The 22417-nt window shown below is 64.7% G+C and carries 20 protein-coding genes, 3 tRNA genes and 1 pseudogene; 21 read left to right on the forward strand and 3 right to left on the reverse strand.

The genetic code is table 11. The features are described from left to right. Positions 1-475: 475 nt before the first annotated feature. Positions 476-634 (forward strand): annotated as a pseudogene (locus H7225_RS13195) (IS481 family transposase); the annotation flags it as partial. A gap of 67 nt (positions 635-701) precedes the next feature. Continuing rightward, on the forward strand, positions 702-1403 hold the full coding sequence (gph, locus tag H7225_RS13200; protein ID WP_366481535.1) for a phosphoglycolate phosphatase: 702 nt from the start codon (positions 702-704) through the stop codon (positions 1401-1403). 15 nt (positions 1404-1418) lie between these two features. Here gph and H7225_RS13205 read toward each other — a convergent pair whose 3' ends face one another. Beyond that, complete coding sequence (locus H7225_RS13205) at positions 1419-2039, reverse strand: chalcone isomerase family protein (protein WP_290662541.1); 621 nt, start codon at positions 2037-2039, stop codon at positions 1419-1421. A 312-nt stretch (positions 2040-2351) separates the two neighbouring features. On the opposite strand from H7225_RS13205, the gene trpE reads away from it, so the two are divergent. Further along, complete coding sequence (gene trpE, locus H7225_RS13210) at positions 2352-3827, forward strand: anthranilate synthase component I (RefSeq protein WP_290662543.1); 1476 nt, start codon at positions 2352-2354, stop codon at positions 3825-3827. 32 nt (positions 3828-3859) lie between these two features. Here trpE and H7225_RS13215 read toward each other — a convergent pair whose 3' ends face one another. Next, positions 3860-4978: an acyltransferase gene (locus H7225_RS13215; RefSeq protein WP_290662545.1), complete on the reverse strand. Its 1119-nt coding sequence runs from the start codon at positions 4976-4978 to the stop codon at positions 3860-3862. Between the two features lie 270 nt (positions 4979-5248). Here H7225_RS13215 and H7225_RS13220 point away from each other — a divergent pair, with 270 nt between their 5' ends. The 4 genes from H7225_RS13220 to H7225_RS13235 are packed head-to-tail and all read left to right on the forward strand — an operon-like array spanning position 5249 to position 8433. Beyond that, entirely contained in the window at positions 5249-5833 is a 585-nt protein-coding gene (locus tag H7225_RS13220; RefSeq protein WP_290662547.1) for an aminodeoxychorismate/anthranilate synthase component II, read from the forward strand. A gap of 10 nt (positions 5834-5843) precedes the next feature. Further along, positions 5844-6872 carry an anthranilate phosphoribosyltransferase gene (gene trpD, locus H7225_RS13225; RefSeq protein ID WP_290662549.1) on the forward strand — a complete coding sequence of 343 codons (1029 nt, stop codon included), beginning with the start codon at positions 5844-5846 and terminating at the stop codon, positions 6870-6872. Positions 6873-6877: 5 nt separating this feature from the next. Then, positions 6878-7678 (forward strand): indole-3-glycerol phosphate synthase TrpC, encoded by an 801-nt coding sequence (trpC, locus tag H7225_RS13230; protein WP_290662551.1) that lies wholly within the window; start codon positions 6878-6880, stop codon positions 7676-7678. Then, the gene (locus H7225_RS13235) at positions 7678-8433 is read left to right on the forward strand and encodes a uracil-DNA glycosylase (RefSeq protein ID WP_290662553.1); all 756 of its coding nucleotides are present in this window, start codon (positions 7678-7680) and stop codon (positions 8431-8433) included. The genes trpC and H7225_RS13235 overlap by 1 nt, the downstream gene beginning before the upstream one ends. A 21-nt stretch (positions 8434-8454) precedes the next feature. On the opposite strand, the gene H7225_RS13240 is transcribed toward H7225_RS13235, so the two are convergent. Continuing rightward, the gene (locus tag H7225_RS13240) at positions 8455-9042 is read right to left on the reverse strand and encodes a hypothetical protein (RefSeq protein WP_290662554.1); all 588 of its coding nucleotides are present in this window, start codon (positions 9040-9042) and stop codon (positions 8455-8457) included. 249 nt (positions 9043-9291) lie between these two features. Here H7225_RS13240 and H7225_RS13245 point away from each other — a divergent pair, with 249 nt between their 5' ends. From H7225_RS13245 to H7225_RS13310, 14 genes are all read left to right on the forward strand, one after another. Then, a complete protein-coding gene (locus H7225_RS13245) occupies positions 9292-10206 on the forward strand; it encodes a glycosyltransferase family 2 protein (RefSeq protein WP_290662556.1) in 915 nt (304 codons plus the stop codon). Between the two features lie 219 nt (positions 10207-10425). Beyond that, the gene (locus H7225_RS13250; RefSeq protein WP_290662558.1) at positions 10426-11319 is read left to right on the forward strand and encodes a DUF535 family protein; all 894 of its coding nucleotides are present in this window, start codon (positions 10426-10428) and stop codon (positions 11317-11319) included. A 57-nt stretch (positions 11320-11376) separates the two neighbouring features. Next, complete coding sequence (locus H7225_RS13255) at positions 11377-12138, forward strand: polysaccharide biosynthesis/export family protein (RefSeq protein ID WP_290662560.1); 762 nt, start codon at positions 11377-11379, stop codon at positions 12136-12138. Positions 12139-12157: 19 nt separating this feature from the next. After that, complete coding sequence (locus H7225_RS13260) at positions 12158-14125, forward strand: hypothetical protein (protein ID WP_290662562.1); 1968 nt, start codon at positions 12158-12160, stop codon at positions 14123-14125. A 13-nt stretch (positions 14126-14138) separates the two neighbouring features. Continuing rightward, positions 14139-15386, forward strand: a complete 1248-nt coding sequence (locus tag H7225_RS13265; protein WP_290662564.1) for a glycosyltransferase — start codon at positions 14139-14141, stop codon at positions 15384-15386. A gap of 20 nt (positions 15387-15406) precedes the next feature. Next, positions 15407-16732, forward strand: a complete 1326-nt coding sequence (locus H7225_RS13270) for a cellulase family glycosylhydrolase (protein WP_290662566.1) — start codon at positions 15407-15409, stop codon at positions 16730-16732. Further along, positions 16723-17937 (forward strand): glycosyltransferase family 4 protein, encoded by a 1215-nt coding sequence (locus H7225_RS13275; protein ID WP_290662568.1) that lies wholly within the window; start codon positions 16723-16725, stop codon positions 17935-17937. Before H7225_RS13270 ends, H7225_RS13275 begins: the two co-directional genes overlap by 10 nt. Next, positions 17934-19307 carry an O-antigen ligase family protein gene (locus H7225_RS13280; RefSeq protein ID WP_290662570.1) on the forward strand — a complete coding sequence of 458 codons (1374 nt, stop codon included), beginning with the start codon at positions 17934-17936 and terminating at the stop codon, positions 19305-19307. Before H7225_RS13275 ends, H7225_RS13280 begins: the two co-directional genes overlap by 4 nt. Then, positions 19304-20131, forward strand: coding sequence for an acyltransferase (locus H7225_RS13285; RefSeq protein ID WP_290662572.1), 828 nt, complete (start codon positions 19304-19306; stop codon positions 20129-20131). Before H7225_RS13280 ends, H7225_RS13285 begins: the two co-directional genes overlap by 4 nt. 11 nt (positions 20132-20142) lie before the next feature. Then, entirely contained in the window at positions 20143-21567 is a 1425-nt protein-coding gene (locus tag H7225_RS13290; RefSeq protein ID WP_290662574.1) for a lipid II flippase MurJ, read from the forward strand. A gap of 227 nt (positions 21568-21794) precedes the next feature. Further along, positions 21795-21880: transfer RNA gene (locus H7225_RS13295), tRNA-Tyr, on the forward strand. Positions 21881-21914: 34 nt separating this feature from the next. After that, a tRNA-Gly gene (locus H7225_RS13300) sits at positions 21915-21988 on the forward strand. 133 nt (positions 21989-22121) lie between these two features. Next, positions 22122-22196: transfer RNA gene (locus H7225_RS13305), tRNA-Thr, on the forward strand. A 53-nt stretch (positions 22197-22249) separates the two neighbouring features. Then, positions 22250-22417, forward strand: a 168-nt coding sequence (locus tag H7225_RS13310; protein ID WP_290662576.1) for a GTP-binding protein, incomplete at its 3' end; no start/stop codon positions are given.

Raw genomic sequence — 22417 nt, forward strand, 5'->3', positions numbered from 1 at the left:
TGGCCCGGCTTCGGCGCCACGCAGCGCCAAGACGCTCAAGTTGTTCTGAGCCAGGCGATGCGTGTCATGCGGTCTTCTCCCTAACTCGAAGCGCCTGTCCCCCTAGTGCGTGGCCTTGCCCATGTGGGCGGGCCTCCCTAGTCTCGGGGCCTGGTTCATTGGCTTCATTCATCCCATCAAGGAGACACCGCATCACTTCATTTCAACAAGTGCTTTGCCGCACCGCGCTGGCCATGGCCGCCACCTCCGGCTACAGCGAAACTTGGGATGCTGCTGGCGACCTGGCTGGCTGAACTGGCAACACCATCCACAGCGTGGTCAACAACCCAGACGGGGGGCGGCAACGGCGGCGGTTACTGTTGGGCTGAGCGCTTGCGCCGTCTGCGCCGTCTGCGCCGCATGGCGGTGTTACCGGACCATGTGCTGATCGCGGTGGATGCCCCACCTCAGACAGATGCGCGGCGTGATCGAGCCTATGAAGGCCTACAACCATCTCATCCCGCAACGGGCGCTCAAACACATCTCACCCATTCAGGCGCTGAAGCACTGGCACGCCAAAAAACCTGCATTGTTCAAGAAGCGCGTTTATAACCAGCTGGGACTTGACAGCTACTTTGTGGAGCGCCCGGAGTAAAAGGGCTGTTGTTCAACAACTTAAATGCGTGGTTGTTTTCTCTATGGACTCTATTAACTGGAACCAAATGCATCTCCAAGCCGCCATCATCGACCTCGACGGCACCATGGTCGACACCCTCGGCGACTTCGTCGTCGTGCTGCAGCACACCCTGGACGCCATGGGCTGCCACCCCATCGAGATCGCCCGGGTTGACCGCCGCTTCATCGAGCTCACCGTGGGCAAAGGCACCGATGATTTGCTGCGCCGCTCACTGGCCCACGCCTGGGGCCTGCCCGATGACGATGCCGAAGTGGCCCAGCAGGTGCCGCAGGCTTGGCAGCACTACCAGCAGCACTACACGCGCCTGAACGGCCAACACTCAGACGTCTTCCCCGGCGTTTTTGAAGGCCTTGAAAAGCTGAAGGCTGCCGGCCTTCCCCTGGCCTGCCTCACCAACAAGCCCACGGCTTTCGCCCAGGCCCTGCTGGAGCGCAAAGGCCTGCGCCGCTTCTTTGACCACGTGTTTGGCGGCGATGCCTTCGAGCGCAAAAAGCCCGATCCCTTGCCTCTGTTCAAAACCTGCGAGGCCTTGGGCACCTTGCCGGCGCACACCGTCATGGTGGGCGACTCCAGCAACGACGCGCAGGCCGCCCGTGCGGCAGGCTGCCCGGTGGTGTTGGTCACCCATGGCTACAACCACGGCGAGCCGATTGACCAAGTGCCGGCCCTGGCCCACATCGCCCGCCTGGACGAGCTGGACTGGGCCGCGCTGGCCGCCCGGCCCTGAACGCCGGTCAGTCCATCAATCCAGCGCGTTGAGCACCGGCGGCGCGTGGTAATCCAGCAGCGCTTCTTTCAAGCCCTGTGACGGCGGGTTCTTGCCCAGCCAGGTGCGCAAGATGGAGTTGAAAAAATCCGGCTCCTGGATCGGCAGGCCGGCCGGCTGGTTGTTCACGAAGAAAATCGTGCCGCGGTTGGGCACCCATTCGATCGCGAAAGTGTCGCCCGGCGCCATGCGCTTGATGCGCGAAAACTGCTCACCCATCTTGCGGATGGCCGGGATCAAGCCATAAAACTGCGTGCGCGTGCTGTTGTTCTCTACGCCCGTGGTGATCAGCTTGCCGATCTCGTCAATGCGCATGCCTTGCAGCATCACAAAGCGCAATTGCTTGGGGCCGACCATGCTCAGGATCGCGTCGGCGGTGTTGCCTTTCTTGGGAACATAAAGCGCCACCGTGTAGATCTTGGCCACGGCCCGGTAGCTGATGCCACTGCCATTGAGGACCAGCGGCGTGCCTTCTACCTTCAAGGAGGCGGGGTAGTGGATCCCGGCCAGGTCGGCGTTTTGGGCCTGCACCAACGGGGTCAGCAAGCTCAGGGCCAGCCCCAGGCAGGCCAACGTCTTCAGATACTTCGACAACATAGTGCTCTTCCGTGCGTCCAGCGGGCAATGCATTGGTCCGGGCATCTTAATCTTGCGGCGGATCTGCAAGCTGGGGTAATGCCCTTGATGCCGGGTTGGCCCTGCTAAACTTAATTGATGTTCATGACGAGCAAACTGATCAAGGGGCGACACGACCGGGGGGCTTGGCCCTGGCGTCGTTGTGCCACCTCCACCGCGTTGGCCCCGTCTGCATCATCGCATCATAGGCGTTGATCCACCGCGGTCGCAGGGCTCCCCCATTGGGGTGTCACAGGCCCTTTCACATGATGATCCGCACGCTGAGCCCATCCCATGATCACTGAATCTGAATTCCAGGCCCTGGCCGCCGCTGGCCACAACCGCATTCCCCTCGTCGCCCAGGCCCTGGCCGACCTGGACACCCCCTTGTCGCTCTACCTCAAGCTCACGCGTGGTTCGCCGCACAGCTTTCTGCTGGAGTCGGTGGTGGGTGGCGAACGCTTTGGTCGCTACTCTTTCGTGGGCCTGCCCGCCCGCACGCTGGTGCGCGCCACCGGCCGCCACGTCGAAGTCGTGACCCACGGCCAAGTGGTCGAAACGTTCGAGGGCAACCCGCTCGATTTCATCGGCGACTACCAAGCGCGCTTCAAGGCCGCCATCCCCAAAGGCCTGCCGCGGTTTTGCGGTGGCTTGGCCGGCTACTTCGGCTACGAGGCCGTGCGCCACATCGAGCCTCGCTTGGCCAAGACGCACAAGCCCGGCGGCATCGGCACGCCCGACATCCTGCTGTTGCAATGCGAAGAGCTCGCCGTCATCGACAACCTGGCCGATCGCCTTTACCTGATCGTCTACGCTGACCCAGCCCAGCCAGGGGCCTACGCCCAAGCCAGTCAGCGCCTTCAACAACTCAAGGCGCTGCTGAACGAAACCGTGGTCGCCCCGTCGATCGAAGCGAGTGAGCCGCAAGCCGTTGAGCGCGAGTTCGACAAGGCCGATTACCTGGCCGCCGTGCTGCGCGCCAAAGAGTACATCGCGGCCGGCGACATGATGCAGGTGCAGGTCGGCCAGCGCCTGAAGAAGACCTTCAAGGCGCACCCGCTGAGCCTGTACCGGGCGCTGCGCTGCATCAACCCCAGCCCTTACATGTACTACTACGACATGGGTGATTTCCAGGTCGTGGGCGCCTCGCCCGAGATCCTGGTGCGCCAGGAGCAAGGCGCCGATGGCCAGACCATCACCATCCGCCCACTGGCCGGCACGCGCCCGCGTGGCGCCACGCCCGAGCTGGACAAGGCCTTGGAAGTGGAGCTGCTGGCCGACCCCAAAGAGCGCGCCGAACACGTCATGCTGATCGACCTGGCGCGCAACGACATCGGCCGCATCGCCAAGACCGGCAGCGTTAATGTGACCGACGCCTTTGTGGTCGAGCGCTACTCGCACGTCATGCACATCGTCAGCAACGTTGAAGGTTTGCTGAAAGATGGCATGACCGCGCTGGACGTGCTCAAGGCCACCTTCCCGGCCGGCACGTTGACCGGCGCGCCCAAGATCCGAGCCATGGAAATCATCGACGAGCTGGAGCCCGTGCAGCGTGGCATCTACGGCGGCGCCGTGGGCTACCTCAGCTTTGGCGGCGACATGGATGTGGCCATCGCCATCCGCACGGGCATCGTGAAAGACCAGGTGCTGTACGTGCAAGCTGCGGCCGGCATCGTGGCCGATTCGGTGCCCGAGCTGGAATGGCAAGAGACCGAGGCCAAGGCGCGCGCGCTTTTGGCGGCCGCTGAGATGGTCGAAAAAGGCCTCTGAACGCTTGGCCTGTAGAGATGCTCAAGCCCAGTTCAGGTGGCCATGCGGGCACGGCCCAGCGACACCTGGGCACGGATCCAGTTTTGCGCCGGGCTTTCGATGAAGCGGTAGCCCAAGGCCGCCAGCGTGTACGTCAGCCCCAGGTAGCCCAGCAGCCAGGCCGGGCTGTGCGCCGGCAGATCAGCCGGGTGGTGGATGAACACCAGCGCGGCCAACAGCTGCAGCGGAAAGTGCCACAGGTAGCTGGAGTAAGTCATGTTGCCCAGTGCCAAGATCACCTGCTGGGTTCGGGCGGATTTCGGCTGAACCCAGTGCAGCAGCCCGATGATGGCCACAGGCATGAGCAGCGCCACAAAGAGCATCGGCCGCAACACGCCGATCACCGACAGGGCGGCGCCCGCCATCACCAGGGCCAAGGCCGCCTTCAAGGTGGGGCCCTGGGCCTCGGGCGACAGGCGCTGGGTGAAGGCCTCGTGCGCCACGCAGGTCAGCGCGCCCAAGTAAAAGAAGAACACGCACAGCACCACCGGGTGTGGCGTCAGCTTGAGCGCATACACCGCGCCCGAACCGGCGATCATCGCCAGCACCATCCACAGTTTGGTCAGGCCCAGGCGGCACAGGCCGTAAAACAGCGCGTAGACCAACAGCTCAACCGAGATGCTCCAGATCGGCCCGTTGTACGACCAGTTGATGCCCGGCCGCCAGTCGCTGGCCATGAACAGTTGCAGCACGAAGTGCGAGGCATCCTGGTTGGGGTAGACGAAGCCAGGGCTGGCGTTGATGGCCTCGTAGCGCCATGACATCACCGCCACGATCAGCAGGGTCAGCAGGTGCAGCGGGTACAGCCTGGAGAAACGCAGCAGCGCGAACTTCGAAAACGGCACCGAGCCCTGCGCCACCGGTTTGGCGTACTTCCAAAAAAAAATGAAGCCCGACAGGCACCAGAAGGCCTGCACGCTCAGGTGGCCGTGCAGGTAGAACGGCTGGAGCCAGGCGTACAAAGGCTGGGCCGTGGTCTCGAAACCCACCGGCTGGCCATTGACGTAATAGAAGTGCTGGTAGTGCCACAGCAGGATGGGCAAGGTGCAGGCGAAGCGGGCCAGCTCGATGCCGATGAGCGAATGAGGGTTGGTGGTGGGCGGCGAACTCATGGCCCCGATGTTGACATGTGGCGCACGCACCCCGCGCGGCCGCCCATGTAGAATGTTTTGCATGCAGCATCCCTCGGACATTCGCGTGACCTGGTTCTCTGGTTGGTGGCGGTAACGCCACTCAACACTGCATGACCCTGCCGTCCGGCCCCCACCGGACTCGCCCGATGTGTACATCAACCCAGGGGTCTCCGAGGGGACATTGACGAAACGGGGTGGCGCCAAGCCGCTCCCTGACACGCGCATCCAACCCACAGGATAGTGACCATCATGCTGCTCATGATCGACAACTACGACAGTTTCACGTTCAACCTGGTCCAGTACTTCGCCGAGCTGGGCGAAGACGTCCGCGTTGTCCGCAACGACGAAATTACGCTGGACGAAATCGCCGCGCTCAAGCCCGACCGCCTGGTGCTATCACCCGGCCCCTGTTCGCCCGCCGAAGCCGGCGTGTGCGTGCCGGCTTTGCAGCGCTTCACCGGCCAGTTGCCCATCCTGGGCGTGTGCCTGGGCCACCAGGCCATCGGCGCCGCGCTGGGCGGCAAGGTGATCCGCGCCCAAACTCAGATGCACGGCAAGACCAGCGTCATCAGCACCGACCAGAAGGGCGTCTACCAAGACCTGCCCGACCACTTCACGGTGATCCGCTACCACTCGCTGGCAATTGAAAAATCCAGCCTGCCCGACTTCCTGGAGATCACCTCATCGTCTGAAGACGGCGAGATCATGGGCGTGCGCCACAAGGGCCCGCAAACCGACCCGAATTTCGCGCCGCTGGAAGGCGTGCAGTTCCACCCGGAGTCCATCCTGACCGAGCACGGCCACGCGATGCTGAAAAACTTCCTGTCCATGTAAGGTGCCCGGCATGACCACCATCACCGACACCCAGGCTTTGCTTCGCGTCATCGAGCACCGCGAAATCTTCCACGACGAGATGCTGGGCCTGATGCGCCGCATCATGCGCGGCGAGATGTCGCCGGTCGTGATGGCCGCGTTCATCACCGGCTTGCGCGTCAAGAAGGAAACCGTGGGCGAACTGGCGGCAGCCGCGCAGGTGATGCGCGAGTTCTGCACGCCCGTCAGCGTGGCTGACACCACCCACCTGGTCGACCTGTGCGGCACCGGCGGCGACGGCGCGCACACCTTCAACATCTCGACCACGGCGATGTTCGTGGCCGCCGCCGCCGGTGCGCGCGTGGCCAAGCACGGCGGGCGCAGCGTGTCGTCCAGCACTGGCAGCGCCGACGTGCTCGAAGCCCTGGGCGCCCGCATTGACCTGACCCCTGAGCAGGTGGCGAAGTGCCTTGCACAAACCGGCGTGGGCTTCATGTTCGCGCCGAACCACCACGGCGCCATGAAGCATGCCGCCCCGGTCCGCAAAGAGTTGGGCGTGCGCACCCTGTTCAACATCCTGGGCCCGCTGACCAACCCAGCCGGCGCGCCCAACCAGCTCATGGGCGTGTTCCACCGCGACCTGGTCGGCTTGCAGGCTCGCGTGCTGCAGCGCCTGGGCTCGCAGCACGTGCTGATCGTGCATGGCTGTGATGGCCTGGACGAGATCACCCTGTCGGGCGAGACCTGGGTGGCCGAGCTGAAGGATGGCGAGGTGCGCGAGTACACCATCCACCCCGAGCAATTCGGCCTGGCCGAGCACGATGGTTCTGCCCTGAAAGCCGCCAACCGCGAGGCCTCGCTGGCCATCGTGCGACGGGTGCTGAACAACGAGCCCGGCCCCACCCGCGACATCGTTTTGCTCAACGCCGCCGCCGCCTTGTACGCCGCCAACGTGGCCGATTCGCTGGCCGATGGCGTCCACCGCGCCCGCGAAGCCCTGGCCAGCGGCCGTGCCGCCCAGGCGCTTGCCACTTTCGTGCAATCCACCCAAGGCCTTTGACGACCATGTCCGACATCCTGAAGAAAATCGTCGCGGTCAAGCACCAGGAAATCGAGCAGGCCTTGAAGCGCCAGTCGCTGGCCGCCGTGCGCGCGGAGGCTGAAGCCCGCAACCGCGACCTGGCCGATGTGCGCGATTTCGTCGGCGCCGTGCGCGCCAAGATCGCGGCAGGCCAGGCCGCCGTCATCGCCGAGGTCAAAAAGGCCAGCCCCAGCAAGGGTGTGCTGCGTGAACACTTCGTGCCCGCCGAGATCGCTGTCAGCTACGCCCAACACGGCGCCGCTTGCCTGAGCGTGCTGACCGATGAGCAGTTCTTCCAGGGCCAGGCCAGCTACCTGCAGCAAGCCCGCGCCGCCTGCGACTTGCCCGTGCTGCGCAAAGATTTCATGGTCAGCGATTACCAAGTTTACGAGGCCCGGGCCATGGGCGCCGACTGCATCCTGCTGATCGCCGCCTGCCTGGACGATGCGCAGATGGCAGACCTGGAAGCGTGCGCTTACTCACTTGGGATGACTGTGCTGGTCGAGGTGCACGATGGTGCCGAGTTGGACCGCAGCCTGCGCTTGGCCACCCCGCTGGTCGGCATCAACAACCGCAACCTGCGCACCTTCGAGGTCACGCTGGACACCACCCTGAGCCTGCTCAAGAACGTGCCCGCCGACCGCGTGCTGGTCACCGAATCCGGCATCCTGGGCCGTGCCGATGTGCACCGCATGCGTGCGGCCAACGTCCACGCCTTCCTGGTGGGCGAGGCCTTCATGCGCGCGCCCGACCCCGGCATCGCCCTGGCCGATTTGTTCGCCTGATGCCCGGTGATCTGTTTGGCGAGGTGGCCGCTGCCGCCGCGCCAGTCAACCGCCTGAGCGTGCCTTTGGCCGACTGCTTCGACGCCGTGCCCGCTGATTGGCGCGACCTGACCGAATCATTTCGCCGCAGCGCCGCGGGCCAAGCCCTGATCCAGCGCGTCGAACAAAGCCGCCTGGCGGGCGACACCATTTACCCGGGTGACGTGTTCGCGGCCTTGAAGCACACAAGGCGCGCGCAAGTGCGCGTCGTCATCCTGGGCCAGGACCCGTACCACGGCCCGAACCAGGCGCATGGCCTGGCGTTTTCAGTGCTACCGGGCGTGAAAGTGCCGCCCAGCCTGCGCAACATCTTCAAAGAGATCCAGCGTGATCTGGCCATCGCGCCGCCCACCCACGGTTGCCTGCAAAGTTGGGCCGAGCAAGGGGTGCTGCTGCTGAACACCACCCTGACGGTGGCCGAGGCCCAAGCCGCCAGCCACGCAGCTTGGGGCTGGGATGTGCTGACCGACCTGCTGATCGCAGCGGTGGCCCAGGACGTGGGGCCCAAGGTCTTCATGCTGTGGGGCGCCCATGCGCAGCGCAAACGGGCCCTCATCGAAGGGCATGCCCAGCAGCACGAGTTGTTGCTGAGCAACCACCCTTCGCCCTTGTCGGCCACCCGGGGGCCGGTGCCCTTCATCGGCTGCGGTCACTTTCGGGCGGCGCAAGACTTCTGGGCAAGCCACGGGGTGGCCTTGGGCTGGCGCTTGCCCTGAGGGGCAGCGGCGCCCGCTGCTTCAGCGGAAGTAGTACACGCCCAGCAGGCCGAAGTGGCTGCCGTCAGACTTCTCGCCGGTGGCGCGTGAGGTGTAATCTTCTTTCACGTAGCGCGCTTTCAGGCCCACGCTGGGGGTGATGGCGTACTCGCCCTCCAGGATCCAGCCCATCGAGCTCTTGTATTTCTGGTCGCTCCCGAACTGGGTGCCCGCGCCCGAGCCGTTGTATTTCGCTTCCAGTGCCTTGCGAACGCCACCGGCAAACGCCCATTTCGGGTTGGCGTGCCATTGCACCAGGAACTCAATGGGCATGCGGGTGAAATCGACCGAACCGTTGTCTGCGTTCGAGCGGTCGGTTTGGTATGCGATCACGCCCTGCAGCGAAATGTCTGAATTGACCATGCGGAAGTCCAGGCCGGCGCGCAAGTCAATCAAACTGCCGCCGTGCAGGTTTTCCGTGTTGCCGTTGACGTAGAGCAATGGGTCCCGATTGAGCTTGTCACCCCCCACCGTGAGACCACCGCCCAGGAATGGGCTCCATTCGCTGGCCCAGCAAGAAGCGCCGACCAAACCCGATGCGGCCACCAAGGCCAGAACTGTCTTTTTCAAAGAAAACTCCCGTTATTGCGATGATTCGGGTCGAGTTGCCCATTCTGGCAATTCATTGAGCCAAGTCAGTGTTACACATGTAAACCAGCGCTCAATTATCCCCTTACATGAGGGGGAGCGCATCACTAGGGTTTCCCCGAAAATTCGGTTACGGTTCGCTGCCCAATCAGGCTGTAAATTTTGCAAATCGATTAACGGTCGGGGTTATTTTTCTGGCCCACTATCCAGCTTGCCAAGTAGAAAGCCGTCATGTCATTCCACGCCGCAGGCGATCCAGCCGCACCAGTGAGCACCCTTGGTGTGGTCATCGTCAATTACCGGACGTTTGACCTCACCATGCAATGCGTTCGCTCCTTGCTAGAGCACCAGATCGCCAAGCCCTCCGACATTGTGGTGGTGGACAACCTGTCGCCCGACGGCTCGGGCGAGCGACTGAACGCCGCGCTGGATGGCGGCGTGCGTGTGATCCTGTCAAGCCGCAATGGTGGTTTTGGGGCCGGTGTGAACCTGGGCGTGGCCGCCTCGCGTACCGACTTGGTCCTGGTGCTCAACCCTGACACCTATTTCCTGAGCAACTCGGTCGATGTGATCAAGGGTCTGTTCGATGAGCGTCCCCGCCTGGGCATTGCCGGGCTCAAGTTGATCAACCCGGATGGCAGCCTTCAGTATTCGGCCCGCCGCTTTTACTCCCTGCCTGACATCATGGCCCGGCGCACCCCTTTGGGCCGCCTGGGCGCCATGCAGGGCCTGATCCGCTCGCACCTGCTCAAGCGCCGCTGGCGTGGCGGCCCCTTCGAGGCCGATTGGGTGATGGGCACGGGTTTCGTGCTGCGCCGTTCGGCCTTCGACCAGATTGGCGGCATGGACGAGGACTATTTCCTGTACTTCGAAGAAGTCGATCTTTGCGCCCGCATGTGGATCAACAGTTGGCAGGTGCTGGCCCTGCCCCAGGTTGAGTTGGTGCATGAGCACCAACGCCACAGCGCGGCGGGCATCTGGTCCACCTCGGGCAAGATCCATCTGCGCAGCATGAACCGCTTCTTCGACAAGTTCGGCATCCCCTGGGTGCGCCGACCCACTCACGCCGACTTGGCCGCGGCCTTCGCGCGCTGGCGTGAGCGCCGGCACTCCGAGCGCATCCTCGAGCAGCGACGCGGCGGTTGAGCGGGCCCAAGGTGGCTGTTCGCCTCGGTGTATTTCAGAATGTCCGGTCTCCGTTCGATGGTGCACAGTCTTTGTCTTGAACAGACGACTGGCGCCGTGAGAGTGTCTTCGCATGGAACACAGGGGAATCGAGATGGATTGGCTGGCATGAACGCGGTTTTGGGGTGGCTTACCTTTGTTCAAAAGGAAATAACCGCCAGGCGAAAGTTCAATGGGGATTTGAGCTTTTTCAGCACGTGCCTGCGCTTGCTGGAGATGTTTGCCCATTGGGGCGAGCACCGGCAGGTCGTGGCGGCCATCAAAGGGGCCTGTACCCGGTCAATCCTGGATACCTACCCACGGGTGATTTACCGCTATACCCTGCCTTACCTGTCGCGCAACTTTCCACGGCAGGTGCGCGCGCAAATCCTGAAAGACCATTACGCGTACCTGAACACCGAGCTGAGCGGCCGCTTCTTCACGCGGATCCTGGACGACGCCTTGACGCTCTGGACGCATGTGGACGGTGCGAACAGTTACTCCATCTCCTTGGCGGGCCCCTGTCCCGACCGGGAGGGGGAGTTGACCTTGCGCTTCAAAATGGACGACTGTCCTTTGTACCGCATGGCCTTTTCCGTGATGGGCGCGTCATTGCTGAACGAACGCGGCAACTCGCCGGTGATTTACGTGGGGCAGGTGCAAGGTTGCAAGGTTGAGTTTGGCCTGATCAGGCAGGCCACAAAGACCTGCTCGGACGTGGCCCCCCCCGACCTGTTGATGGCGGCGCTGTTTGGCGTCGCGGCGGCCTTGAACATCAAGGTGGTGGCGGGTGTGGCGTTTGAAAACTGCCTGACGTTCGACAAACTGGTGAAGCTGGAGAAGAGTTTCAACATGTCGGACTTCTGGGAAAAATACAAAAGCTTCAAGAACGAGTGCGGCCACCATGTCCTGAACCTGCCGTTCATCGACAAGCCCCTCAGCGAGGTCAAGGCCAACCACCGGGGGCGCACGCTGGTCAAGCGGGCGTTCAAAAAGCACATTGCCGAGTCCTGCGCCGCCACGATGGCGCCTCTGGTGGTGCGCAGATCCGGTGTTGTCCCGGACAATGGCTTTTCCAGCCATTGCCCCAATTGAAAACGTTTACTATCAGCTCCTTTTGTCAATGCGCCCCTCTGTGTTGACCTGCTCCTCATGATCATGAAGAAGTTATTGATTGTCTTGAGCGCACTGTTCATGGCGGCCTGCACGCCCATGGGATCGCTGACGCCCTCCCGTGCGGGCTACAGCGATCACCTGATCAGCCCGCAAGCGCTGAGTCGGCTGCCGGTAGCGCCCACCCGGGTGCAGGCGGGCGATGTGTTGCGCATCGTGCGCGACGCCCAGGAGTCGGCCGTGGATGTGCGCAGCCTGGTCGAAGACAGTCAATCGCAAACCTACACCGTGCGGCCCGATGGCAGTTTTTCGTACCGCTATGCCGGGCGCATTGACGCTGCGGGCAAGACGCCCGACGAGGTGGCCAAGCTGCTGCGCAGCAAGCTGGAATCCACCTACCGCGAGCCGGGCGTGACGGTCAACATTGCCGCTTCGCCCAGCAGCAAGGTCGTGATTGGCGGCGCGGTGCGCACCCCCGGGCCGCTGGACATCAATGCGGTGGCCACGCTGGAGCAAGGCCTGTTCGCCGCGGGCGGCTTTTTGCCCTCGGCCAACCCTGCGTCGGTGGCGCTGCTGCGCATGAACGAGGGCGGCGTCTACCAGTTGTACTACCTGGACATGAGCACCTTGATCAAACCCGTCAGCGGTGGGCACGTGGCCGTGTCGCTGCAACGCGGCGACATCGTGTTCGTGCCCAAGTCGAGTGCGGGCAATGCGGCCGACGGGGTGGACCTCTACTTCAACCAGTTGCTGCCCTTCACGCGCGCACTGGGCCTGAGTCTCAACAAAAACATCGAATGATGCGCAAGGCCCTCTCAACATGATCGACATCCGATCCTTTCGCGACCTCATTCGCCTCTATTACATCTTCCAAACGGAGTTCCGCCGGGCCTTCTGGGTCACCGTGATCCTGGTGGTGGCGGGCGCCTTCCTGATCGCGCCCAAGTACACCTCCGAGGCGCGCCTGCTGGTCAAGGCTGGGCGCGAGAACCTCTCCGTGCCGCTCGATTCCAGCGACCGCCCCACCTTCATGGCGCCCAGCACGCAGCGCGATCCCATCGTCGATGAAGAGAAGATGCTGACCGGCAAGCCCGTGCTGATCCAGGTGGCGCGCCTGTACCTGAGCGAGTTGGCCGCCGAGCAGCACAGCACTGCCAGCACGCCGTGGCTCAAGGGGGCGCTCACCAGTGCGGGCAAGCTGGTCACGCAGGCCTTGTCGGCCATTGGCCTGACCGAGGTGCGTGGTGAAGACGACATCCTGGCCGATGCCCTGAGCAAGCGCCTGGTGGTCAGCCATGGTTCGGGCTCCAACGTGATGGAGCTGGGCTTCACCTGGCGCGACCCGGCCACGGCCCAGCGCATCATGAAGACCTGGATCAAGGTCTACCTGGATGAGCGCACCGAGGCCTTGGGCCGCAAAAGCCTGGTCGCCTTTTATGAAGGCAAGGTGCGCGATGTCGATCAGCAAATCGAGGTCAGCAAAAGCCAGCTGCGCAAGCGCCTGGAAAAAATCCGGGGCATCAGCGCCAAAGAACGCCTGGACGACCTGACCAAGCGCGTCAATGACCTGCGCACCCGCCGCGCTGAAATCGTGGCCGAGCGCGATGCCTTGCAGCAGGGCATTGCCTACGCGGTTTCGCGCGCCAAGTTCATGCCGCGCGAATCGGTGGCCGAGCGTGAAGTGGGCGCCAGCCCGGCCTGGCTGGCCTTGAGCGGCCAGTTGTCCGAACTCAAGCGTCAGCGCGCCGACGCCCTGCGCGTGTTCAAGGACACGGCCCCGGCCATCAAGGCCCTGAACGACAGCATCGGCACGCTGGAAGAGCAGCTCAAGGCCGAGAACCGTTCCGTGCAGCGCTCCGAAAAGCGCGCGCCCAATGAGCTGAACAGGTCCCTGGAGCGCAACCAGCTCGACAAGTCAGTGCGCCTGCAAGAGATCAACGCGCTGTACGCCTCGTTCGACAAAGAGCTGACCGAGCTGGAGGCCGGGCGCCACCTGGTGCTGGCCGCTGCGCCTGAACTCGATCGCCTGGAGCAGGCCTTGAGCGTGGCCGAGAAAAGCCGTGGCCTGTACCTGGACAGCCTGGAGAAGGCCCGCATCGACCAGGCCCTGGACGAAAGCCGCATCAACAACATCGCCCAGATCGAGGCGCCCACCTTCAATCCCGGCCGTGCCTCGCCCAACAACCTGCTGTTGCTGGTGATGGCCGCTCCGGCCGGCGTGTTGGTGGGCTTGCTGGTGGTGTACCTGTGTTCGTTGATGGACCAGCGTGTTCACGACGGCGGCCGCATTGAAAACCGTTTTGGCGTGCCCTTGTGGACCACGCTGAAAGACGTGGCCCCCGGTGGCCGCGAAGACAACGAGTTCCATGCCAGCCTGTACCGCATCTACGGCATGTTGCCGCGCGAGCGCATCGTCCAGCAGGGCCTGACGCTGGGCCTGACCTCGGCGCGGCCGGGCGAGGGCGTCAGCTTTGTGGCGCAACACCTGGCAAAGCTATTGCAAACGCAAGGCGGCACGGTGCGTTTGAATCCGCCGGATGGCCCGGCCCCGGCGGGTGAACTGTTCATCCGCGAGGCCGCAGGCTTGCTCAACAACCGCGAGGTGTTTGTGCGCCTCAGCCAGGCTGACCTGATCGTGCTGATTGTGGAAGCGCGTGCATCCACGGTGCCGGTGGTGGACAACGCCCTGGGCATCTTGCGCACGGCCTACAGCAAGGTCGATGGGGTCATCGTCAACCGCCGCCGGTTTGAAGTGCCGCCCCGCGTGTTGAGCTGGCTGCAACGTTGATGGGGGCCTGAGCATGCGCCTGGCTTTGTTGTCGCCCTTGCCGCCCGAGCAGACGGGCATTGCCGACTACGCGGCGCACTTTCGCGCAGCGTTGAATCAGGTGGGCTTCGAGGTGCTCACGCCCTTGGCCGGCCAGCGTCCGCTGGACACGCTGGCGGCGGCGCAGGCCTGGGTGGCCGAGCGCGACTGGCGCCGCATCGATGTCGTGCATGCCGAGCTGGGCGGCGGCCGCCACAGCGAGTTCCTGACCCTGTGCGCCCTGGCCCGCTTGCCAAAACGGCCCGCCTTGTCGGCCACCATCCACGACCCGGAGCGCATTGTCTGGCGCCCGGTCAACCGCCTTTGGGCGGGGCTGGAGCGCACGCCATTCGTGCCGCGCTTGGCCCGTCAAGCAGTGGCCCTGTTGAGCGACCCGCACACCCTGTGGGCCGAGCGGCGCCTGGCGTGCAAGATGGACGGCCTGGTCGCCCTGACCGACATGGGCGCCAGCCGCCTGGCCAGGCGCATGCGCCTTGATCCCTTGCGCGTCAGCGTCATCCCTCACGGCACGCTCAACATCCCGCCCGCGACCTTGCCGTCCTTGAGCCCCCTGTGCCTGCTGTACTTCGGTTTCATCTACAGCGGCAAAGGCATCGAGGACCTGATCGATGCCCTGGGCCAAGTGCGCGCGGCACACCCGGAGCGTGCCGACCAGTTGCGCCTCACCATCGCGGGTGGCACCGCCCCGGACATCGCCTTTGGCGCGCAGGGCAGCTACCTGGACAGCTTGCGGGCGCGGGCCGATGCCTTGGGCCTCACCGGCCACATCGACTGGGTGTTGGACGTGGACGAGCGCGACATTGCCGCGCTGGTGCAGCGCCACCACGTCATGGTCCTGCCCTACCGCGAGTCCCGCAAGCTGTCCTTGATTGGCCAGATGCGCGGCACCAGCGGTGCCCTTGCCTGGGCGATTGGCTGTGGACGCGGCGCCATCACCTCCGATGCCCGCGCCTTCGCCGAAGAGATCAAGCAGGGCAATGGCGTGGCCTACCCGCAAGGGGATGTGGCGGCTTTGGCCGGGCACCTGACCTCGCTGCTGGACCAACCGTCGCTGATCACCGCGTGGGCGCACCGCGCGGCTGATGTGGGACGCCAGCGCGTGTGGTCGCAAACGGGGCAGGCCTTCGCGCAGCATTTCGAGCTTGCGTACCAGCGCGCCAACGCCAACCCCTGGGGCGCCACCAACAAGATGTCCACCCTGCACGGCCGGGAGTCCTTGTGAACCGGCAGAGGCGGCGGCATTTGCAGTGGGGCGCAGCCAGCCTGGCCACCGCAGCCTCTGCCCCGTCTCACGCCATCACCTGGCCCTGGCGCCACACGCCCGCCATTGAACTGCGCCCGCAGCGCCCAGTTGTTTGGCAAGAATTTTTAGGCGTCAACGCGCAATTGCAGTGGTTCAGCCCGGCGGTGGCGCGTCAGCAAGTGGGGCGCTTGAAAGCCCTGGGTTTGACGTGGGTGCGCCTGGCCTTGCACTGGATGCTGCTCGAGCCTCAGCCGGGCCAGTTCAAGCTCGAAGGCACGGACCAGATGATGGCGCTGGTCAAAGAGGCGAGGCTGAAGTCCATCGTCTACATGGTGGGCTCGCCAACCCCGGCCAGCTCGGCGCCCGCCGGTGCGCCTTATGCCGACAAGTACCCGCCCCGCGACCCGCAGGTCTACGCGCAGCGCTTGTCCAGCGTGGCCCAGCGCTACCCCAACGTCGATGTGTGGCAGGTCTGGAACGAGCCCAACATCCCGGCCTTCTGGCAACCCAAGATCGACCCGGCAGGCTATGCGCGGCTGCTCTTGCCCGCCGTGCAGGCGCTGCGCGCGGTGGTGCCGACCAAGCCGGTGGCCATGGCGGGCATGGCCTACTACAGCCAGATGGCGGGCCGCGATGGCCTGATGCTCGAAGACTTGGGCAAGCTCGGCGCCTACCAGCTCAAGCTGATCGTGGCCTACCACCCCTACACCGACGTGCCCGAAGGCAGCGAGCCCGGATCGCGTGATTTCCTGGTGCGGGCCACCCAGCTCAATGCCCGCTTGCGCGCCGTCGGCGCTCAGCAGATCTGGGCCACTGAATGGGGCTGGTCCAGCTACGCCGGGCCCAAGGAAGAGCAGCCCATCATCGGCGAGCAAGGCCAGGCCGAGTACACGCTCAAGCGCCTGGCCCTCATGGCCGCGCTCGACTACGACCGCATCTTTCTGTTCACCCTGTCCGACCTGGATGAACGCGCCGGTGTGCGCGACCGCTGCTACGGCCTGCTGCGTGAAAACGGCGACCCCAAGTCGGTGTACCACGCGCTGCTGCGCTTCCTGTCGACCTGTGGGCCCCGCCTGGAGCCCGATGCCCCGCCTAAGGTCCAGGGCGGCGCGCCTGCGGGCCTGGTCAGCATTGGCTGGAAGCGCCCCGACGGCCAGCGCCTGTGCATGCTCTGGGCCGACGAAGCCCAGGCCATCACCTTGTCCGGCGCCCGCCAAGGCACCCTGCACCAGCCTTTGACCGGCACCCAACGTCACGGCGTCAGCCAGCCCGAAGGCTTGCGCGTGCAGGTCGACACCCGCCTGCAAATCTTGCTGTGGGCCTGACCACCATGCGCGTGCTGTGGACCCTGCCCTACCTGCCCTGGCCCATCACCAGCGGCGGCAAGGCGCGCCAATATCACCTGCTGCGCCGCATGGCCGCGCGGGGGCATGCCATCACCTTGTTGGTGCAGTCCAAAACCCCGGCCGACGAGGCCGTGCAGCAAGCGCTTCAACCCTTGTTGGAGCGGCTCATCGTGGTGCCGCGCCGGTCCTTGCGCAGCCCCCGCACGCTGTGGCACGCGGCCACCTCGTCGGCGCCCTTGCTGGCCAGCGTCAACGGCTTCGCCCCGGCCCTGAGCCAGCAGTTCGACGCGCTCCTCAACGAGCACTGGGACGTCATCCAGATCGAGCACAGCTACGGTTTCCAACCCTTTGCCGACAGCCTGGCACGCCGGGGGCAGCCCTTCATCCTGACCGAGCACAACGTCGAATCCGAATTGGGCGCCGCCACCTACGGCAAGTGGCCCGCGGTGTTGCGCCCGCTGGCGCACTACGACCAATGGCGGGCCCGGCGCTGGGAGCAGCGCGTCATGTCGCGCGCCGCGGCCATCGTGGCCGTCACCGAGTCTGATGCCCGCATGCTTGGCGCCATCAGCGGTCGGCCTGCGCACGTGGTCAACAATGGCGTGGACACGCGCGGCTTTGCCCAGGTCCAGCCCGACCCCCTGGCCCTGGCCATCCTCTTCGTGGGCAACTACGAATACGCCCCCAATGTCGACGCGGTCGAATGGGCGGCGGCCGAGATCATGCCGCTGGTGTGGCGGCAGCGCCCACAGGCCCGCTTCCTCGTCTGTGGACACGCCTTGCCCGACAGCTGGCGCCAGCGCTTCCCTGATCCTCGCATTGAGTGGCGCGGCTATGTCGACCACCTGCCCACCGTGCAGTCGCAATCGACCGTGTTCATCGCGCCCTTGCGCTTTGGCGGCGGCTCCAAGCTCAAAGTGCTCGAAGCCCTGGCGGCGGGCCTGCCCATTGTAAGCACGCAAGAAGGACTGTCGGGCCTGGGCGCGCAAGACGGCGTGCACGCCCGGGTCGCCAACACCGCCGCGGACATGGCGCAGGCCCTGGTCGAGGTGATGGACGACCCGGCCCTGGCGGCGCGCCTGGGCCAGTCGGCCCGCGAACTGGTCAATCAGCGTTTCGACTGGGACGCCGCCGCCGCGCAGTTGGAGGCGGTTTATCAAACCGTCCAGGCGGTGCCCGCATGAACCGCCCAGCCCTGATTTTCCCGCTGTTCATGGGAGCCCTGTTTGGCGCCACGCTGCTGCTGGGCGGGCCGCCCCTGCTGATCGCGGCCATGGCGGCCGTGGTCTTCGCCGTGGTCATCATGGCCCAGCCCTTGCGGGGCTTTCTGCTGTTCTGCCTGATCGCCCCGGTCATCCCCTGGACCACGGTCACGCTGGGCATCCGCGTCACGGTGTCCGAGGCGTTGCTGGCCCTGACTTGGATGGGCGTCTTCTGGCAGTGGCTCATGGGCCGATTGCCGCCCCTGCCCGACACCCCCACCGAGCGCGCCATGCTGCGCTACATGGCCTGGAGCATCGTGCCCTTGGTGGCCGGCCAGTTCGTCACGCAAATCGACGAAGGCAATGGCCCCGTCAACTGGATCCGCTGGCTGCTCAACCTGTCGCCGCTGTTTTTGATGCCCTTGCTGGTCACCCAGCCTCGCCAACGCGAGCGCCTCATGCTGTGCCTGCTGCTGGGCTACCTGGCCATGATCACGCTGTCGCTCGGCGTGTTCATCCATGCCCGCGATGCCCGCGCCATGATCTCCATCCTGTCGAGCCTGTCCTACGCCCACCCTGAAGCCCTGCAAGACATCTTCGGCGGCGATTTCACCCGCATGGCCTCGCCCTGGGTGCACCCCAACTCCACCGGCGGCGCACTGCTGCTGGGCGTGCCTTTGGCCATGTTTTACGCCTTGGCGCATGCCGGCTGGCGCCGCGCGCTGGGCCTGACTGTGGCGCTGGGCGGCACGGCGGGCATCGTGTTCAGCGGCTCGCGCGGCGCATTGCTGTCGCTGTTCGCCCTCATCCTCTGGCTGGCGTACCGGCGTGTGCCGCACGCCGGGCGCACCCTGCTCATTGGCGGCTTGCTGGCCACGGCCATGCTGGTCTTTTACCCACCGGCCCAGCAGCGCATGGCCTCGCTGTTCTCTTCCAAAGACGTCAGCACCGACGTGCGCTTCCAGGAGTACCGCCACTTCCCGGAAGCCATGGCGCGCTATCCCCTGGGCATTGGTTTCAAGGTCGACCCCCCGGCCACGGGCGACGGCGTCTTCGGCATCTCCAACTTCTGGCTCAACCAGATCTACAAACTGGGCCTGCCTGGCGTGTTGCTGTCCATCGCCATGACCGTGGCCTGGTGGCGCGAGGTCCGCAACATGGGCGACCTATCCCGCGTCACGTCCCGCAATGCCCTGCACATTGGCGCGGTCGGTGCCATGCTGGCGGCCTTGCTGACCGGGTTCTTCGACCACTACTTCAGCTTTACCCAGGTACTGCTGGCCCTCTTTTGGTTGACGGCGGCCATCGGCCTGCAAGAAGTCCGGCACTCGCAAGACGCGCGCACCCCATGAAACACCGCATTTTTCACAGCCACGACCTCCTCCAGCGCCTGCCGCTTGACGCCCCCCGCCTCGGTGTCGACGTCGACACCCTGCGCGAGGCTTACGACTGGATGCTGGCCCACAACGTGGTGTTCGAAGAAAAGGGCCGCCCCACCGAAGGCGTGCGCTGCTACGTCGCCTACGTCGACATTGAAAAGCGCATCGAGCACCCTCTGGCGCGGGCCTACTACGCCTTGCTGCGTGACGAACTGCCCATCGGTTTTGTTCCTCTGTACGGCCTGAACTGGGCCACCGTGGTGGACCGCTGGCGCCGTGGCTGGGAGCAGGCCTACAACATCCTGATCAACAAGATCCCCAGCCACAACCTGCGCCTGGCCTGGCTGCGCATTGGCGGCGCGCGCATTGGCAAGAACACCTCGGTGTGGCGCAACACAGAAGTGCTGGGCATTGAAGGGCTGCGCATTGGCCACAACACCTGCATTGGCTGGCATTGCCAGATCGACGCTCGCGCTGGTTTGACCATTGGCGACAACGTCACCGTGGCCTCCCACACCCTCATGATCGCTGGTGGGCACGACCTGAATGCGCCAGAGTTTTGGGCCGTGGGCGCGCCCATCCGGATTGACGACTACGCCTGGATCACCACCCGGTGCATCCTGCTGGCGGGCGCGCACATCGGAGAAGGCGCCGTGGTCGCGGCCAACACGGTCGTCAACAAGCGCGTCGAGCCCTACACCATCGTGGCGGGCGAGGGCGCCAAGGTCGTGGGCACGCGCGGGCGGGGGCTGAACTACAAAGTGGGCGGCAAAGGCCTGTTCGCCTTGTTCCACTGATCGCGCCCGCGATGTTTGGTGCCGCCTCCCTGTTGGCTTGCGTCACGCTGGCGGGCCTGATCGCCGGTTTTGCGCGCGAATGGCTGCTGGTGGCGAACTGGGGCGCAGGCGCCCGCACCGACGCCTTCGTCATCGCCATGTTCCTGCCCGAAGCCGTACGCACCATGCTGGCCGCTGGGGTGCTGTCATCGGCCGCGTTGTCCTTATGGCAAGTGCGCACGCCTGCCCAACGCATGGGCTGGCTGGGTCAGATGACGGTGGCGATGGGCCTGATCGGCGTGGCCCTGTCTGCGATGTTGTCGCTGGGCGCGCCGTTGTGGATGCCATTGATGGGGCCGGGCTTGACTGCCGTCCAGCAGGCAGCGGCCCAAGCGGCGTTCACCAGCTTGGTCTGGAGTATTCCCGGCCTTCTGCTGCAGGCCCTGTGGGCCGTGTCTCTGCAAGCGCAGGGACGCTTCCTGTTGGCGGGCTGGGGCTCTTTGTTCTACAACCTGCCCGCCATCGTTTACATGGTGGCGTGGCGCGAGCAATCCACCGAGTCCGACTTGGCGCAGTCCTTTGTCGTGGGCAGCATCGCCATGGCGTTGGCCATGGCCCCGGCAGTGTGGCGCCAGGGATTGCGTCCTGCCCACCTGCAATGGTCGCTGGCATCGTTGCGCGAATTTGGCCGCCAACTGGCGCCATTGCTGGGCAGCGCCCTCGCCGGTCAAGGCTTGATGCTGATGGAGCGCATGGCGGCGTCCTACCTGGGCGATGGCGTGGTCACGGTCTTGAACCTGGCGCGCAAGCTGGTCAACCTGCCCTTGATGGCCCTGATGAGCCTGAACCAGGTCCTGCTCAGCCTGATGAGTCGAACCGACGCACCCCGTGTGGCCTTGCTCAAGCGCGGCATGGCCACCGTCACCGTGGTGTCCGTGCCTGCGGCCATGGGTTTGATGCTGTCCGCGCCCGCCCTGGTGAGCTTGCTCTTCCCCCAAGTGCCGGGCGCCGCCATGCTCGCCCCCATCCTGGGCGGCTACGCGGCCATGCTGGTGCTGGCCGGCTGGATCACCATGTTGGCGCGCTACAACTATGCCGAGGGCAACACCCGTTTGCCTCTGCGCTGCGAGCTGTGGGGCGCGGCCGTGCAGGCACTCAGCATGCCCCCGCTGGCCTGGGCTTTGGGCGCGCCGGGCATCGTGCTGTCCCTGCTGCTGTCCCTGTCGCTGACCGGCTGGCTGCTGGTGCGCCGCAATGGTTTGCAGGGGCGCCTGGGCCTGCTTCCCCAGGGGGCCGTGTCTGTAGCGCTCATGGCGCTGTGCGGCTTTGCGGTACTGCCGCAACTGGCCCATGCCGTGCTCCCGCGCTTGCTGCAATCGGCGGGGGTTGGGGTTGGCTGCCTGTTGTTGTTGGCCGTCTGGTTGCGTCCTTGGAGGGCGCCCTCGGTTGAGGCGTGAGGCCTGAGTTGATGTCCGCGCGCATCCCGTCGCGCAAGCATGCCCGGCTCAGTCCACGCCGCCGCCCGGGGCATTGCCCGGTCAGGGGTTCGAGCAGCTCCCGGCTCAAGCAACGTATCGCAACGACCTGCTCGGCATGCGCCGGGGCACGTTTGCAGGATGCCAATGTCGTGGAGGCATGTTTTTTTGCCCCTTCATTTTTTATGCTATAATCTAGGGCTTGTCCCGGAGGGGTGGCCGAGTGGTTAAAGGCAGCAGACTGTAAATCTGCCCGCTTACGCGTACACAGGTTCGAATCCTGTCCCCTCCACCAAGGCAAAAATCACGTGATCGTGGATCACTCCCGGGCGGGAGTAGTTCAATGGTAGAACCTTAGCCTTCCAAGCTAATGATGCGGGTTCGATCCCCGTCTCCCGCTCCAAGTCGCGGTTCTGTCATGGTTCGCGTGCTAAGCTTGCGGTCTTCCCTGGTTTGGGAGGCCGTGGTCGGCACTGGTGTGGGTGTTGTGGTGTCTGTTACAGCAGTCGCCAAGCAGCACCCAGACCCGTGTCGATGCCCATGTGGCTCAGTGGTAGAGCACCCCCTTGGTAAGGGGGAGGTCGGCAGTTCGATCCTGCCCATGGGCACCACACCTTTCTTCTTCAATTCTCTCGGCTGATGAAAGCCGCTAGGAGCGCGAAACATGGCAAAAGGCAAATTCGAACGGACTAAGCCGCACGTCAACGTTGGCACGATTGGCCACGTTGACCACGGCAAGACCACGCTGACGGCAGCGATCACCACGGTGCTGAGTAAGCTGTTTGGTGGCGAAGCCAAGGCTTACGACCAAATTGACGCTGCACCTGAAGAA

The sequence above is a fragment of the Aquabacterium sp. genome (genome assembly GCF_014378415.1).
GTDB lineage: Bacteria > Pseudomonadota > Gammaproteobacteria > Burkholderiales > Burkholderiaceae_C > Aquabacterium.